Source organism: Sphingopyxis sp. RIFCSPHIGHO2_12_FULL_65_19 (assembly GCF_001830555.1).
GTDB lineage: Bacteria > Pseudomonadota > Alphaproteobacteria > Sphingomonadales > Sphingomonadaceae > Sphingopyxis.
Map to the genome: position 1 here is coordinate 37,275 of NZ_MIAM01000032.1, position 14,630 is coordinate 51,904.

Sequence of the window (14,630 nt, forward strand, 5' to 3'; positions counted from 1 at the left end):
AAAGCGGCGCCCGACGGCCAGCCGCTGCTCGTCGCGCCGGTCGACGGCGCCAATGCGCTGGCGGCGCGCGTCGCCGAACTCGAACAGCGGCTGTCGCGAATCACGCTCGAAGCCGAATCGGCATCGGGCAACGCCTCGCGCGCCGAAGGGCTGTTGGTTGCCTTTGCGGTTCGCCGCGCGCTCGATCGCGGATTGTCGCTCGGCTATCTCGACGCGCAGCTCCGGCTGCGCTTTGGCGACGACCAGCCCAACGCGGTCAAGACGATCATCGACACGTCGCGCGAACCCGTGACGCTCGAACAGCTTCGCGCCGAACTCGACATGCTGGCACCGCAGCTTGTCGGGCGCGACGGCGACGGAAATGGCAGCCTGTGGACCGGGTTGCGCCGCGAACTTGGCGAATTGTTCGTTGTGCGCGCTGCCGGAACACAGTCGCCGCGCGCCTCCGAACGGCTCGATCGTGCGCGGCGCTATTTGGGGGCGGGGCAGGCCGATCTGGCGATTGCCGAGGTCGAGGCGATGCCGGGCGCGACGGCGGCGACCGACTGGCTGATCGATGCGCGCCGTTACCACGAGGCGCGGCGCGCGCTTGACCTGATCGAAACCGCGGCGATATTGGAACCGCGCGACAGCCCCGCTGCCGCGTTGGCCCCGAAGGCGGCCGAACCGACCCCGCAGCGCGCAATCCGGTAAGGGCTGCCCGCCCATATAGAGAAAGCCCGTTCATGGCCCTCGCCGACCCGCAGCGCATCGAGGCGCTCGACCCGCTCGATCCCCTCCAGATCGACGCCGAGCTGAGCGAAGAGGAGCGGATGGTTCGCGACACCGCGCGCGCCTATGCGACCGATGCGCTGTTGCCGCGTGTCACGTCGGCCTTTCTCGACGAACGCTTCGATCGCGAGATCATGTCGGAAATGGGCGCGCTCGGCCTGCTCGGCGCGACGATCGATCCCGAATATGGCGGCGCCGGCCTGAACTATGTCAGCTACGGCCTGATCGCGCGCGAGGTCGAGCGCATCGATTCGGGCTATCGTTCGGCCTGTTCGGTGCAGAGCAGCCTCGTGATCCATCCGATCAACGCCTATGGCAGCGAGGAGCAGAAGCGCAAATATCTGCCCGGATTGACGTCGGGCGAGCTGGTCGGCTGTTTCGGCCTGACCGAACCCGATGCGGGCAGCGACCCCGGCGGGATGCGGACGCGCGCCGAAAAAATCGCGGGCGGTTACCGCCTGAAGGGCGCGAAGATGTGGATCACCAATTCGCCGATCGCCGACGTCTTTGTCGTGTGGGCGAAGTCGGAGGCGCACGACGGCGCAATCCGCGGCTTTGTGCTCGAAAAGGGGATGAAGGGCCTGTCCGCGCCGAAGATCGAGGGCAAGGTGTCCTTGCGCGCGTCGGTCACCGGCGAAATCGTCATGGACGGGGTCGAGGTCGGCGAGGATGCGCTGCTGCCGCATGTGTCGGGGCTGAAAGGTCCGTTCGGCTGCCTCAACCGCGCGCGTTACGGCATCGGCTGGGGCGCGATGGGCGCCGCCGAATTCTGCTATGAAGCGGCGCGGGGCTATACCGGCGAGCGCAAGCAGTTCGGACGCCCGCTCGCGGCAAACCAGATCGTCCAGCTGAAACTCGCGAATATGCTCACCGAAATCGCGCTGGGCTTGCAGGCGGCGCTGCGCGTCGGGCGGCTGATCGACGAAGGCCGCCTGATTCCCGATGCGATCAGCCTGCTCAAGCGCAACAATTGCGGCAAGGCGCTCGATATCGCGCGGGTCGCGCGCGATATGCATGGCGGCAACGGCATTTCAGCCGATTATCATGTCATCCGCCACGCGGTGAACCTGGAAACGGTGAACACCTATGAAGGCACGCACGACGTCCATGCGCTGATCCTGGGACGCGCGATCACCGGCATCAGCGCCTTTGCCTGATCCGAAACCGCTGGAAGGCATCCGCGTCGTCGAACTGGCGCGGGTGCTCGCGGGACCATGGTGCGGGCAATTGCTCGCCGACCTGGGCGCCGAGGTGGTCAAGGTCGAACGGCCGGGCGCGGGCGACGATACGCGCGAATGGGGTCCGCCCTTCGTCACCGGCGCCGACGGTGAAGCTTTGGGTGCGGCCTATTATCACAGCTGCAACCGCGGCAAGCAGAGCGTCGCGATCGACATCGCGGGCGCCGACGGGCAGGCCGCGGTGCGTGCGCTGCTCGCCGACGCCGATGTCGTCATCGAAAATTACAAGGTCGGCGGGCTGGTCAAATATGGGCTCGACCCGGCGCGGCTGCGCGCCGATTTCCCGCGGCTCGTCATCTGTTCGATCACCGGCTTTGGACAGACGGGGCCCTATGCGCACCGCGCGGGCTATGACTATATCGTGCAGGCGATGAGCGGTTTCATGTCGCTGACCGGCGATCCCGACGGGCCACCGCAAAAGGCCGGGATCGCCTATGCCGACATCTTTACCGGCATGTATTCCGCCGTCGCGATCCTTGCCGCGCTGCGACGCCGTGACGTCACGGGCGGCGGCGCGCATATCGACATGGCCTTGCTCGACAGCCAGGTCGCGGTGCTCGCCAACCAGGCCGCCAACTATCTTGCGAGCGGCGTCGTACCGAAACGGATGGGCAATGCCCATGTCAATGTCGTGCCTTATCAGGTCTTTGCGACCGCCGACGGCCAGCTGGTGATCGCGGTCGGCAACGACGGCCAGTATCGCAGGCTGTGCGGCATATTGGGCGTGCCCGAATGGGCCGACGACCCGCGTTTCGCGAACAATGCGGCGCGGCTCGCGAACCGGGCCGAACTGATCCCGCTGCTTGCGGCCAGGATCGCCGCATGGGATGCGCAACCGCTGTCGCTGGCGCTCGAGGCCGAAGGCGTGCCGGCGGGACCGATCAACGACCTTGGCGCCGTGTTTGCCGACCCGCAGGTGGTGGCGCGCGGGCTGCGCTTCCGTCCCGAAGGCGCGTCGATCGACGGGGTCGCGAGCCCGATTGTCATCGATGGCGAACGCATGGTCGCGCGGACCGGCGCACCCCCTCTGGCCCCATAGAAAAAGGGGCGCCGCAGCGGACGCCCCTTTCCCCCTTTTTTTCAGGTCAGGCCTAGAATTTGACCGTGCCGGTGACAAAAACCTGGCGCGGGTTGCCGTAGAAGGCGGTGAGCGTGCCTTCGGTGCCGAGCGCCGAGGTCGGCAGGCCGTTGCCGCCGAGGATTGGCGCGCCGGTGGTCGGGTTGACGTTGATGAACGTATAGCCCGACGTCTTATATTCCTTGTCGGTCAGGTTCTTGCCGAACAGCCCGATGCTCCAGCGATCGTCGGGCGCGGTGTAGACGATGCTGGCGTCGAGCATCGCAAAGCCCTTTTGGTCGATATAGGGGTTCGGGATCTCGAACTGATAGGTCTTGCTGCGATACGACAGGGTGGTGCCCAGGCTGAGGTCGCCGTCGCCGATCGGCGTTGCATAGGCCAGCGTGCCGCTGGCGGTCCATTTCGGCGTGTTCTGCACCTCGCGGAAATCGGCCACGTCGGTCGGCACGCCGCCGATGTTCGATACATATTCCTTATAATCGGCGTCGATATAGCCGAGCGCGGTCGACAGCGTCAGCCGGTCGCCGGTCGCGGCCAGGTCTTCGCCAAGCCGCGCGCGGCCCTCAAATTCGATGCCCTTGAACGTCGCCTTGCCGGCGTTCGACACGACGCCGCAGAAGCTGGGCAGGCCGCCGACCGAGCAGGCGACCGAACCGGGAATCTGGACGTCGGTGTAGTCGGCGTAGAAGCCCGCGAGTGCGATATTGACCGCGCCGTCGAGCAAGCTGCCCTTGTAGCCGAGTTCATAGCTTTCGACCTTTTCGGGACGGAAGCTCAGGAAAGCGGCGATCTCGTCGTCGCTGCGCACGCCATTGCCGTCGGTGTCCGGGGCATTGACCCCGACGCCGCGCGGATCGAAGCCGCCGCCTTTAAAGCCCTGCGAATAGCTGGCGTAAAGCGTGTGGTCGGGGGTCGGCTTGAACGACAGCGATGCGCGCGGGGTGAATTTGTTGAACTTGCGGCTGCCCTCAAAATCGGTGCCCGGGGCGCCGAAGGGCACACCCGCGCCGCCAAAAACGGGCGACCCGCCGCCCAGATAATTCTGGCGCAGGATCGACGCCTCGCGCTTGTCCCAGGTGTAGCGGCCGCCGACCGACAGGCTGAGCTGGTCGGTGAAGTCGAAGGTCGCGTCGCCGAACACCGCAAAGGTGGTCGTGTCGACATCGGCTTCGGTGAAGGCGGTCAACCCCGCGAAGGTGTTGAAGATGCGGACGTCGAACAGCGTATCGGCGGTGGCGTCGAGATAATAGAAACCGAGCAGGCCCTTGAGCCGGTCGCCCTCGTAGAGCAGCTGGAATTCCTGACTGATCTGTTCGTTATAATAAAAGCCGGGGACGTCGACGTCAACCGCCGGCAGCGCGTCGAAATCGATCGGCGTCGCCGAACTGTCCTTGCGCCAGGCGCTGATCGAACGGAGCGTCAGCGTATCGGAAAGCTCTGCCGTGACGTTCATCGCCAGGCCGTAGGATTCGATCTCCTGCTTGGGATCGTTGAGCGCGCCGCGGCTGTCGAAGACATCGTCGAGCACCGGGGCGGCGGTCGCCAGCGAGGGGATGAGGCGGTGGCCGCCGCGCGGGGCGCTCTTGTCCTTGGTATAGTCGCCCGAAATGCGGATCAGCACCGGCTCGCCATAGCCGCCGAGTTCGATCGTGCCGCGTCCGGCCCAGACGTCCTTGTTGTAATTTTCAAGGCCGGTGGTCAGGTTGTCGCCAAAGCCGCCGCGCGACAGGCGGGCGCCCGACACGCCGACGCGCAGCAAATCGCCGATCGGCGCGCTCGCGGTGACGATCAGGTCGGCCTGGTCATAGGTGCCCAGCGTTCCCTTGATCTTGAGCGAGACGTCCTGCGGCAACGGCTTGGTGACATATTTGACCGCGCCACCGATGGTGTTGCGGCCGTAAAGCGTGCCCTGCGGGCCGCGCAGCACTTCGATGCGTTCGACGTCATAAATGTCGAGCACGGCGGCTTGCGGGCGGTTGAGATAGACGTCGTCGAGATAGAGTCCGACGCCCTGTTCAAAGCCCGACACCGGGTCCTGCTGGCCGACGCCGCGGATGAAGGCGCTGAGCGTCGAGTTGGTGCCGCGCGACACTTCGAGCGTCGTGTTCGGGGTGGTCTGGCCGATGTCGGTGATGTCGATCGCGCCGGCCTTTGCCAGCGCGTCGCCCGAATAGGCGGTAATGGCGACCGGGACGTCGATCAGCCGTTCGTCCCTGCGGCGTGCCGTCACGATGATTTCGTCATCCCCCGCGTCGGTCGCGCCGGCTTCCTGCGCGAAGATCGGCGGCGCGACGGCCAACATGGAAAGCGCGCTGGTGGCAAGGACGGCGCGGCGCAGCGAGCGGGCGAAAGGACGCATGATGACTCTCCCATGTGGCGGGCGGCGCGTCGCCACCCTTTTTCGGTTTTATTGGGCTGGTGCTTGCCAAGCCGCGCTGCATCCAATAATGAAAGGTGAACCAAGTTTCAACTTGGAATATGCAGACGTCGCTTTTTGCTTGCCAGTGGTGCGAAAAAGCCACGATGGCGTTAAAAGCCGAACGGGACGGGGGAGATGGAAGGCAGCATGGATCAGCCGCGATCATCCGCACCGGACCAACCGGGCGCCGAAAAAAGCGATGCGGGCAACCCCGACAAGACGCCGCGCACCGAGCGCGGGCGCCGCACCCTGCGCAAGCTGCTCGACGCTGCGGCGGTGGAATTCGGCGAGCGCGGATTTCATGAAGCGTCGATCAGCGCGATCACGCGCCGCGCCGGAACCGCGCTCGGCAGTTTCTACACCTATTTCGATTCAAAAGAGGAAATCTTCCAGGCGCTTGTCCGCTATATGAGCGAGCAATTGCGCGACCATGTCACCCCGCTGGTCCAGGCGGCGCCCGACGAGATCAGCGCCGAACGCATCGGTCTGGAATCCTATCTGGGCTTCGTGCGCGAGCATAAGGAGATCTATCGCATCATCGACGAGGCCGAGTTCGTCGATTATGCCAGCTATCGCCGCCATTATGAAACGACGGTCGCGCGTGTCCGCCAACGGCTGGAAGGTGGCGCCGCGCGGGGCGAGATCCGGCCCGACGTCAGCGAGATCCACGCTTGGGCAATCGGCGGGATGAACGTGTTTCTGGGGATGCGCTACGGATTGTGGGACGAAGAGACCGACATTTCGGAGATTGCGCGCGTCGCGAATGATCTGCTCGCAAATGGGCTCAAGAAGCGCGATTGAGGGTGAGCCCTTGGCATAGGGCGGCTTCCACGCAATGTCGAAGGTCGGATTGGGGGTGGGAAGCGGGCGTCCGCTCCGCCCTCTCGTCACCCCGGACTTGATCCGGGGTCCATGACTTCAGCGCCGTGATGGATCCCGGATCAAGTCCGGGATGACGAAGAAACAAGGTCCGCAATCGGTCGCTAGCCGCTGTCCGCGACTCAACCGCGGGCGATCAGGAAGATCGCATGTTCGGCGCGCCAGGTCGCGGCGGCGTCGCTCGTCGGCCGGTCGCCCGAAAGATACCAGGCGCGCTCGACCCTTATGCCCCTGGCGCGCACAAGATCGCGAAAATCGCTGACCGTGACATGGTGGATATTCGGCGTTTCGTACCAGGCGACGGGCAGCAGCCGCGTCACCGGCATCCGGCCGTTCCACAGCAACGACATCCGCACGCGCCAGTGCGCGAAATTGGGGAAGCTGACGAATGCGCGCGGCGCGATGCGCAGCAATTCCTCGACGACGCGGTCGGGACGTTCGGTCGTCTGGAGCGTCTGCGACAAGATCGCATAGTCGAAAGCGTCGTCGGGATAGTCCGCAAGGTCGCGGTTGGCGTCGCCTTGCACCACCGATAGCCCCTGCGCCATCGCCGCCTCGATCGCGGCGACATCGATTTCGAGGCCGCGGGCGTCGACATATTTATGCGCGCGCAGTTCGGCCATCAGCGCGCCGTCGCCGCAGCCGACATCCAGAACGCGCGTGCGCCCCGGGATGGCGTTGGCGATGATTTCGAGGTCGGGACGCAATTTTGTCATCCGCCGCGCCCCAGCGTGCCGGCGATGATGCGGTCGAGGGCGGGCACGTCGAGGAGGAAGCTGTCGTGGCCGAAGGGCGCCGACAGTTCGACAAAGCTGGCGGGCGCGCCGACGCTTTGCAGCGCCTGGACGATGCGCCGCGATTCAGAGGTGGGGTAGAGCCAGTCGGTGTCGAAGCTGACGAGCGTGAAGCGCACGTCCTTGGCCTTGGCGAACGCCCCCGCAAGCCGTCCGTCGTGCGGTTCGGCAAGGTCGAAATAGTCCATCGCGCGGGTGATATAGAGATAGGCGTTGGCGTCGAAACGGTCGGTAAAGGCCAGGCCCTGGTGCCGCAGATAGGATTCGACCTGGAAATCGGCATCGAAACCAAAGCTTTTGATGTCGCGCGCCTGCAAGCGGCGGCCAAATTTTTCGGTCAGCCCCTCCTCCGACAAATAGGTGATGTGCGCCGCCATGCGCGCGACCGCGAGACCCTTGGTGGGTGCGCGCGCGCTGCCATAATATTGGCCGTCCCGCCAGTCGGGATCGGCCATGATCGCCTGCCGCCCGACCTCGTGGAACGCGATATTCTGCGCCGAATGCCGCGCCGCGCTGGCGATCACCAGCGCCGAGGCGATGCGATCGGGATAGGCCGCGGCCCAGGCGAGTGCCTGCATCCCGCCCATCGATCCGCCGACGACGGCATGAAGCCGCGATATGCCGAGATGGTCGAGCAGCATCGCCTGCGCGCGCACCATGTCGGTGATGGTGATGACAGGAAAGGCCATGCCGAGCGGGGCGCCGCTCGCGGTGTCGGGCGTCGCGGGGCCGCTGGTGCCCATGCAGCTGCCCAGCACATTGGCGCAGATGACGTGGAAACGATCGGTGTCGATCGGCTTGCCCGGCCCGACCATGCGCGCCCACCAGCCGGGCTTGCCCGTCGCGGGATGGTCGCTCGCGACATATTGATCGCCGGTCAGCGCGTGGCAGATCAGCACCGCGTTCGATTTGTCGGCGTTGAGCGTGCCATAGCTTTGATAGGCGATCGTTACCGACGGCAGCACCTGCCCGCTGTCGAGCGGCAGCGGCGCGTTGATCGTCACGCCCTGATGCTGAATCTGGTGAAGCAGGCTTGCCATGGTTCGCGCGGGGCTAAGCGGGTGTGCAGGGTGTGTCAACGTGCTGGACTCGCGCGCCCCAGCCGTTAAACGGCGCGGCATGACCGACACCAGTGCCACTCTCGCCCCGAAGCCGTGGATCAGCGGCATCGCCCCTTATGTGCCCGGCAAGTCGGCCGGCGCCGACGGGCGTCCCCTGATCAAATTGAGTGCGAACGAAAATCCGCTCGGAACCGGCGAAAAGGCGCGCGCGGCGTTCGCGGCGGCGCAGGGCGCGGCCGACGCGCTGTCGCGTTATCCCGATCCGGGTTCGGTCGAATTGCGCGAGACGATCGCGGCGAAGTTCGGGCTCGATCCGGCGCGGATCATCTGCGGCAACGGATCGGACGAATTGCTCCACCTTGCGGCGGGCACCTATGCCGGGGTGGGGGACGAGATTCTTTATGTGCGTTATGGTTTCGCGGTCTATGAAATCGCGGCGCGGCGCGTCGGCGCGGTGCCGGTCGAGGCCGACGACCGCGATTATGCGACCGATGTCGATGCGCTGCTCGCGGCTGTCACCGACAAGACGCGCGTCGTCTATCTCGCCAATCCGAACAACCCGACCGGCACGCTCGCAACGCGCGAGGAGGTGGCGCGGCTTTACGCGGGCCTTCCGAAGAACGTCCTGTTCGTGATCGACCAGGCCTATAGCGAATATCTGTCGGATGCCGAGGATGACGGCGGGCTGGACCTTGCGAAGACGCAGCCCAATGTGTTCATCACGCGCACCTTCTCGAAAATTCACGGGCTCGCGGCCGAACGCATCGGCTGGGGCTATGCCGCCGCCGAGGTGATTTCGGCGCTCCACCGCATCCGCCTGCCGTTCAACGTCACGCGCGCGGGCCAGGCGGCGGCGGTCGCCGCGCTCGGCGACGATGAGTTTGTGGTCAGCAGCCGCGAGCATAATGCCAAATGGCGCGCCTGGCTGGCGGCGGAGCTCGAAGGGCTTGGCAATCATGGCGTGCGCGTGGTGCCGTCGGCGTGCAATTTCCTGTTGGTGCTGTTCGAGGGCGATGTCAGCGCCGAGACCGTCTACAACCGGCTGATGGATGCGGGCTATATCGTCCGCTGGTTGCCGGGACAGGGTTTGCCCAACGCGCTGCGCATGACGATCGGCACCGAGGACGAGACGCGCGGTCTGGCGGCGGCGATCCGCGGCGCACTGAACGGCTGATGGCTATAGAACGCGTCGCGATTGTCGGACTGGGCCTGATCGGCTCGTCGATCGCGCGCGCGATTGCGGAGCGGTTGCCGCAGGTGACGGTGACCGGCCACGACGCCAGCGCCGACGTGCGTGCGCTCGCCGGCGAACTGGGTCTTTGCGACAGGATCGCCGACGATGCCGCCGCCGCAGTGGTCGACGCCGACCTCGTCATCCTTGCGGTGCCGGTGGGCCGGATGGCCGATGCGGCGGCCGCCATCGCGCCGGGGCTGAAAGCCGACGCGATCATTTCCGATGTCGGATCGTCGAAGGCCGGGGTCGCCAAGGCGCTGGCAACGGCGCTGCCCGGCCATGCGGTCATTCCGGCGCATCCGGTTGCCGGAACCGAAAACAGCGGCCCGGCGGCGGGTTTTGCGACGCTGTTCGAGGGGCGCTGGTGCATCGTGACGCCCGACGTCGGCGCATCCCAGGACGCCGTGGCGACCGTGACGTCTTTCTGGCAGGCGCTTGGCGCCCGCGTCGAGACGATGGACGCCGCGCACCACGACATGGTGCTCGCGGTGACCAGCCACCTGCCGCATCTTATCGCCTATACGATCGTCGGAACCGCCAGCGAGCTTGAGGAAGTGACCGAAAGCGAGGTCATCAAATATTCGGCGGGCGGTTTTCGCGATTTCACGCGTATCGCAGCCAGCGACCCGGTGATGTGGCGCGACGTTTTCCTGGCGAACAAGGATGCGGTGCTCGCCACCTTGCAGCGTTTCAACGAGGATCTGACGGCGCTTCAGCAGGCGATCCGCCGCGGCGATGCCGACAAGCTGGAGGATTGGTTCACCCGCACGCGTGCGATCCGCCGCTCGATCATCGAACAGGGACAGGATGATGCGGCGCCCGATTTCGGGCGGCGGCACTAGCCGGACCCTCCCCCTTTGATGGGGGAGGCAGCGAGACTCGGCAGCTTGCTGCCTAGTCGCAGCGGTGGGGGTGGAGTTTCGGCCTGAAGCGGCGGTGCAGCGACGCACCATCACCCTCATCCAACTTCGCTTAGGACGCTTTGCGACCAAAGCTTCGTATCCTTCTCCCATCGAGGGAGAAGGAGTCAGTCGATCAACAACGCTTCGGGCGGATTCAGCGCATTGATCGATCGCCAGACGCGCTCTTCGGCGTCTTCACGCGGCAAGCCTGCGGGGATCGTTTCGCCGACCTTGTAGGTGATCGTTCCGGACCATTTGACCCAGCGGCGCGGCGGATAGGCGATGCCGCTGTTCACCGCGACGGGGATCACGGGAACGCCGAGCAGGCGGTAGATGCCGGCAAAGCCCGCGCGCAGCGGCGGTGCCAGCCCGTGCGGGATACGCGTTCCTTCGGCGAACAGCACCAGCGGGCGGTCCTTGGCAAGCGCGGCCTTTGCCGCGTTCAGCATCGCGCGCATCGCCTTGCCGCCGCCATCGCGATCGACCGGGATCAGGCCATAGAAACGCGCCGCCTGTCCCCAGACCGGGATGGAAAAAAGCTGCTCCTTGGCAAAGACGGCGGGATGCTTGAACAGGCCCGGCTGTTCGATCGTCTCGAACGCGCCTTCGTGCTTGAAGACATAGAGCACCGGAATGTCGGGCATCTCGCCCTCGACAATGATTTTTTGTCCCAGCACGAACCGGCAGATCAGCCGGTGGAATTGCGCCCAGATACGCACGAACCAGATCGTCGCCTTGTGCGATATCGGCAGCGAGATCACCGCGCCGATCGAGCTGAAACTGCTAATCAATACGAACAGCAGCCAGAAGAGGATCGAACGGACCAGGGCGATCATGTAGCGCATCGGCGCTGCTCCTAAAGCCCGAGGAGGCCGCCCGCCAGCCCCGCCAGATATTTATGATATTCGCGGAACAGCGTGGCGAAATTCGGCTGGCTGCGCACCGCGTCGGGCAGGATCACGACCTTGTCGCCGATCGCGCGGCCGATTTCATATTCGGCGCGGCGCATGTGCCAGTCGGTGGTGATCAGCCGGACGCTCTTGTAGTTGCGCCGCGCAACCCAGGTCGACACTTCGGTCGCGTTCGATCGCGTATCCTCGGCCTCGAACCCCAGCGCGATGCAGCAATCGAACAGGTCGATCGGGCGCTTATATTCGGCCGCCAGTTCGCGCGGTTTGACCTCGCGCGCGACGCCGCTGATCAAAAGGCGCTTGGCATCGCCCGCTTCGAGCCGTTCGAGCGCGCGGTCGATGCGGCCCGGCCCGCCCGTCAGCACGACGATCGCATCGGTCTTTTGCGCCGGCGCGGGCAGCGGCAGCAGCAGCGCAAACCAGGCGAAGCCGAGTACCCAGGCCAGGAACAAAATCGAAATCAAGCGCTTGATCATAAAATCTTCTTGAGCGCGGCGAGCAGGGTCTGGCGCGCCGTCAGGGCTGCCAGCGCGATAGCCAATAGCGGCAGCGCCAGCAAGAGCGCCCATCCGCCGGGACCAAGCGACGCGGTTGTCGCGAGGCCCGATGTGACGCCCGACCATTGCCAGCCGATCAACAGCAGGATCGCCGCGGCGACGAGGCTGCCGAGCAAGATGCCATAGGCGGTGTCGATCGCGATGCGGCGCTGGAACAGCCGGGTGATCTGGCGGTCGGTCGCGCCGATCAGGTGCAGCATTTCGATCGTCGCATAATGGGTGCCGAGCGCGGCGCGTGCGGTCATGATCACCACCGCCGCGCTGGCAAGTGCCATCAACACGACCATGCCGCCCGCGATCCACGCGAGCGAGCGGATCAGCCTGGCGACCGGGCCGAGCCATTCGGCGTGCGGAATGATGCGCGCGCCGGGGGCCTCGCGCGCGACGAGGGTGCGAAGCGCACGCATCGGGCCGGCGCGATCTTCGCCGACGAAATCAATGTCGACAAGCGCGGGAAGCGGCAGCGATTTCAGGACCGGGTCGTCGCCCTCGGTGCTTCCGAACCATTGCCCCAGCGTGGCCTGCAATTCCTCCGGCTCGACCGATCGCGCCGAGAGGACGAACGGCTGGGCGGCGGCGGCGCGGCGCAGCGCGGCGGCCTGCTGCGCGCGGGTCACCGGGTTGGCGGTGACGATCTGGACCGTGACGCGCCCTGCAATCGCATCGCCGATCGCATTCGCCGACCGGGCAAGTCCGACGCCTGCGGCGGCGGCCAGCAGCGTCAGCATCATCAATATCGCGATGACCCACGGCGTGGGGCCCGACAGGCGATGGTCGGGCAGCAGGCGGCGATGCTGGACGGGGACGCGCGGGATGATCATGGGCGGCGGGTCACGTCCGGTTCGCCGGCGGGTAACGCAGCGCGCCGGTGGGGTCGGACAGGCGCCCGCGTTCGAGCCGCATCATCTGGGCATTTTCGATCCGGCTGATCAGGTGGATGTCGTGGGTCGCGACGACAACGGTGGTGCCAAGGCGGTTCAGCGCCTCGAACAGCCCGAGCAGCCGCATCGCCATTTCGGGGTCGACGTTGCCCGTCGGTTCGTCGGCGACCAGCAATTGCGGCCGCGCAATCACCGCGCGCGCGATCGCCACCCGCTGCTGCTCGCCGCCCGACAGGGTCGCGGGGCGCGCTTCGGCGCGATCGCCCAGGCCGATCCAGCTCAGCATTTCGCCGACCGGACCCGACAGATCTTCCTCGCTGACCCCCGCGATGCGCAGCGGCAGCGCGATATTGTCGCGCGCCGACAGGTGCGGGATCAGGCGGAAGTCCTGAAAAACAACGCCGATCCGGCGGCGAAAGCCGGGCAGGCGGTGGCGCGGCATCGCAACCAGATCTTCGCCGAACAGGCGGACGATGCCCCGGCTCGGGCGCTGCGCCAGATACAGCATCTTGAGCAGCGACGTCTTGCCAGCGCCCGACGCGCCGGTCAGGAAATAGAAACTGCCCGGTTGCAGGTTGAAGCTGATGTCGCAGAGCACTTCGGCATCGGGGCCATAACGCAGCCCGACGCCGTCGAATTCGACCATCGCACCGCCGGGACGCGCGGGCGCCGCGTCCGTCATGGCGTCACCCGCGCGCGGTGTTGCGCCAGGGGCGGTTTGCGGAACAGGGGAGCATCGGCGCTCATGCCGACGCCTGTTACACGGCTGTTCACCGACGTAAAGCGGCGAGTAGCGGTCGGGGTGCCACGCGAGGCTTGCAACACCGCGAATCAGCGTGTTTAGAAGAACCCCATGATCCTTGCCTGCCCGTCCTGCCATACGCGCTACGTCGTGCCCGATACGGCGATCGGACCGACGGGCCGCACGGTTCGTTGCGCCAATTGCCGCCATAGCTGGTTCCAGGAACCGGCGGCGGCGCCCATCGACGCCGCGCCGGCACCCGCCATGCCCGTCGTCGCCCCCGATGCGGCGCCCGCGGCTGGCCCGACGAGCGTCGCGGCGCCCGAACCCGCGGCGACCTATTCCGATTTTCCCGAACCGCCGTCTGTGGACGCTGTATCGCCGCCGCCGGCCTTCGCCGCGGCCGCCGATCGGGCTGCACGCGCGGGCGCCCAGTCTGCCCCGGCCCCGATCGACGACGCGCCGCTGCCGTTTCGTCGCCCGCGGCGTAACCCGGCGAAACGCTGGACGATCATGGCAGCCAGCGCAGCGGTGCTCATGCTCGCCGCAACCGCCGGCCTTGCCTATTTCGGCCTGCCGGGCTGGGCGCAGGGGCTGGGGCTGCCGGGAATGGCGGCCGAACCCGACCTGGTGATCGAATTGCCGCCGAACCAGGATCATCGCGAACTGGCCGATGGCACGATCTATTTCGCCGCGTCGGGGGTGATCATCAACCCGACCGACCGCGAACAGCGGGTGCCGCCGATCCTTGCCGAACTGCGCGATGCGCAGGGGACGATCGTCTACAGCTGGACGATCAAGCCGCCGGTGCGGATGCTGCCGCCCAACGAAAAGGTCAATTTCAGCGAGGCGAAGCTCGATATCCCGCGCCGCGCGACGCAGCTGACGGTGAGCTGGGCGCTGCCCAAGGGCTGATATCCCGGCGCGTTACGGTGACGTCACGCCGTCACAGGCAGAGCGCGGCGGCGAGCGAAAGCAGGAAACTGGTCAGCGTGGCGACGATGATCGGCGTGAAGCTGCGCCATCCCTGATCGAGCAGCAGGTGCAATCGCGCCTTCATAGCGGTGGCGACGATCGCGAGCAGCAGCAGGGCCTGCGCGCCGGTCGCGGCGGCATCCTGTGCCGGTTTCGGGATTGCGATCACCGAATTGACCGCCGCAATG

At 66.2% G+C, this 14,630-nt stretch carries 14 protein-coding genes and 1 pseudogene; 7 read left to right on the forward strand and 8 right to left on the reverse strand.

The genetic code is table 11. The features are described 5' to 3' along the window. From A3E77_RS10475 to A3E77_RS10485, 3 genes are all read left to right on the forward strand, one after another. The coding region (locus A3E77_RS10475) for a mitofilin family membrane protein (RefSeq protein ID WP_293645673.1) at positions 1-693 on the forward strand (693 nt) is incomplete at its 5' end. A gap of 32 nt (positions 694-725) precedes the next feature. After that, positions 726-1,928 carry an acyl-CoA dehydrogenase gene (locus A3E77_RS10480; RefSeq protein WP_293645675.1) on the forward strand — a complete coding sequence of 401 codons (1,203 nt, stop codon included), beginning with the start codon at positions 726-728 and terminating at the stop codon, positions 1,926-1,928. Then, positions 1,921-3,048: a CaiB/BaiF CoA transferase family protein gene (locus A3E77_RS10485; protein ID WP_293645677.1), complete on the forward strand. Its 1,128-nt coding sequence runs from the start codon at positions 1,921-1,923 to the stop codon at positions 3,046-3,048. The genes A3E77_RS10480 and A3E77_RS10485 overlap by 8 nt, the downstream gene beginning before the upstream one ends. A 52-nt stretch (positions 3,049-3,100) precedes the next feature. Here the strand turns inward: A3E77_RS10485 and A3E77_RS10490 are convergent, their stop codons facing one another. Then, complete coding sequence (locus A3E77_RS10490; protein WP_458574437.1) at positions 3,101-5,389, reverse strand: TonB-dependent receptor; 2,289 nt, start codon at positions 5,387-5,389, stop codon at positions 3,101-3,103. 264 nt (positions 5,390-5,653) lie between these two features. Between A3E77_RS10490 and A3E77_RS10495 the strand changes: the two genes are divergently transcribed. Then, positions 5,654-6,307 (forward strand): TetR/AcrR family transcriptional regulator, encoded by a 654-nt coding sequence (locus tag A3E77_RS10495; RefSeq protein ID WP_293645681.1) that lies wholly within the window; start codon positions 5,654-5,656, stop codon positions 6,305-6,307. Positions 6,308-6,507: 200 nt separating this feature from the next. Here A3E77_RS10495 and metW read toward each other — a convergent pair whose 3' ends face one another. Together metW and metX are read right to left on the reverse strand one after the other, a co-directional pair. Next, the gene (gene metW / locus A3E77_RS10500; protein ID WP_293645683.1) at positions 6,508-7,101 is read right to left on the reverse strand and encodes a methionine biosynthesis protein MetW; all 594 of its coding nucleotides are present in this window, start codon (positions 7,099-7,101) and stop codon (positions 6,508-6,510) included. After that, positions 7,098-8,219 carry a homoserine O-acetyltransferase MetX gene (gene metX / locus A3E77_RS10505; protein ID WP_293645685.1) on the reverse strand — a complete coding sequence of 374 codons (1,122 nt, stop codon included), beginning with the start codon at positions 8,217-8,219 and terminating at the stop codon, positions 7,098-7,100. The genes metW and metX overlap by 4 nt, the downstream gene beginning before the upstream one ends. Positions 8,220-8,298: 79 nt before the next feature. Here metX and hisC point away from each other — a divergent pair, with 79 nt between their 5' ends. Both hisC and A3E77_RS10515 read left to right on the forward strand, forming a co-directional pair. Further along, positions 8,299-9,414, forward strand: a complete 1,116-nt coding sequence (hisC, locus tag A3E77_RS10510; protein ID WP_293645687.1) for a histidinol-phosphate transaminase — start codon at positions 8,299-8,301, stop codon at positions 9,412-9,414. Next, entirely contained in the window at positions 9,411-10,316 is a 906-nt protein-coding gene (locus A3E77_RS10515; RefSeq protein WP_293645695.1) for a prephenate/arogenate dehydrogenase family protein, read from the forward strand. The genes hisC and A3E77_RS10515 overlap by 4 nt, the downstream gene beginning before the upstream one ends. Positions 10,317-10,501: 185 nt before the next feature. Here A3E77_RS10515 and A3E77_RS10520 read toward each other — a convergent pair whose 3' ends face one another. The 4 genes from A3E77_RS10520 to ftsE are packed head-to-tail and all read right to left on the reverse strand — an operon-like array spanning position 10,502 to position 13,407. After that, complete coding sequence (locus tag A3E77_RS10520; protein WP_293645688.1) at positions 10,502-11,221, reverse strand: lysophospholipid acyltransferase family protein; 720 nt, start codon at positions 11,219-11,221, stop codon at positions 10,502-10,504. 11 nt (positions 11,222-11,232) lie between these two features. Beyond that, positions 11,233-11,763, reverse strand: coding sequence for a YdcF family protein (locus A3E77_RS10525; protein WP_293645689.1), 531 nt, complete (start codon positions 11,761-11,763; stop codon positions 11,233-11,235). After that, positions 11,760-12,665 carry a cell division protein FtsX gene (locus A3E77_RS10530; RefSeq protein WP_293645690.1) on the reverse strand — a complete coding sequence of 302 codons (906 nt, stop codon included), beginning with the start codon at positions 12,663-12,665 and terminating at the stop codon, positions 11,760-11,762. Before A3E77_RS10530 ends, A3E77_RS10525 begins: the two co-directional genes overlap by 4 nt. Before the next feature lie 10 nt (positions 12,666-12,675). Then, positions 12,676-13,407: a cell division ATP-binding protein FtsE gene (gene ftsE / locus A3E77_RS10535; RefSeq protein WP_293645691.1), complete on the reverse strand. Its 732-nt coding sequence runs from the start codon at positions 13,405-13,407 to the stop codon at positions 12,676-12,678. Between the two features lie 171 nt (positions 13,408-13,578). Between ftsE and A3E77_RS10540 the strand changes: the two genes are divergently transcribed. Next, positions 13,579-14,382, forward strand: a complete 804-nt coding sequence (locus A3E77_RS10540; protein WP_293645692.1) for a zinc-ribbon domain-containing protein — start codon at positions 13,579-13,581, stop codon at positions 14,380-14,382. A 31-nt stretch (positions 14,383-14,413) separates the two neighbouring features. Here the strand turns inward: A3E77_RS10540 and A3E77_RS10545 are convergent. Further along, positions 14,414-14,630: pseudogene (locus A3E77_RS10545) on the reverse strand (putative sulfate exporter family transporter); the annotation flags it as partial.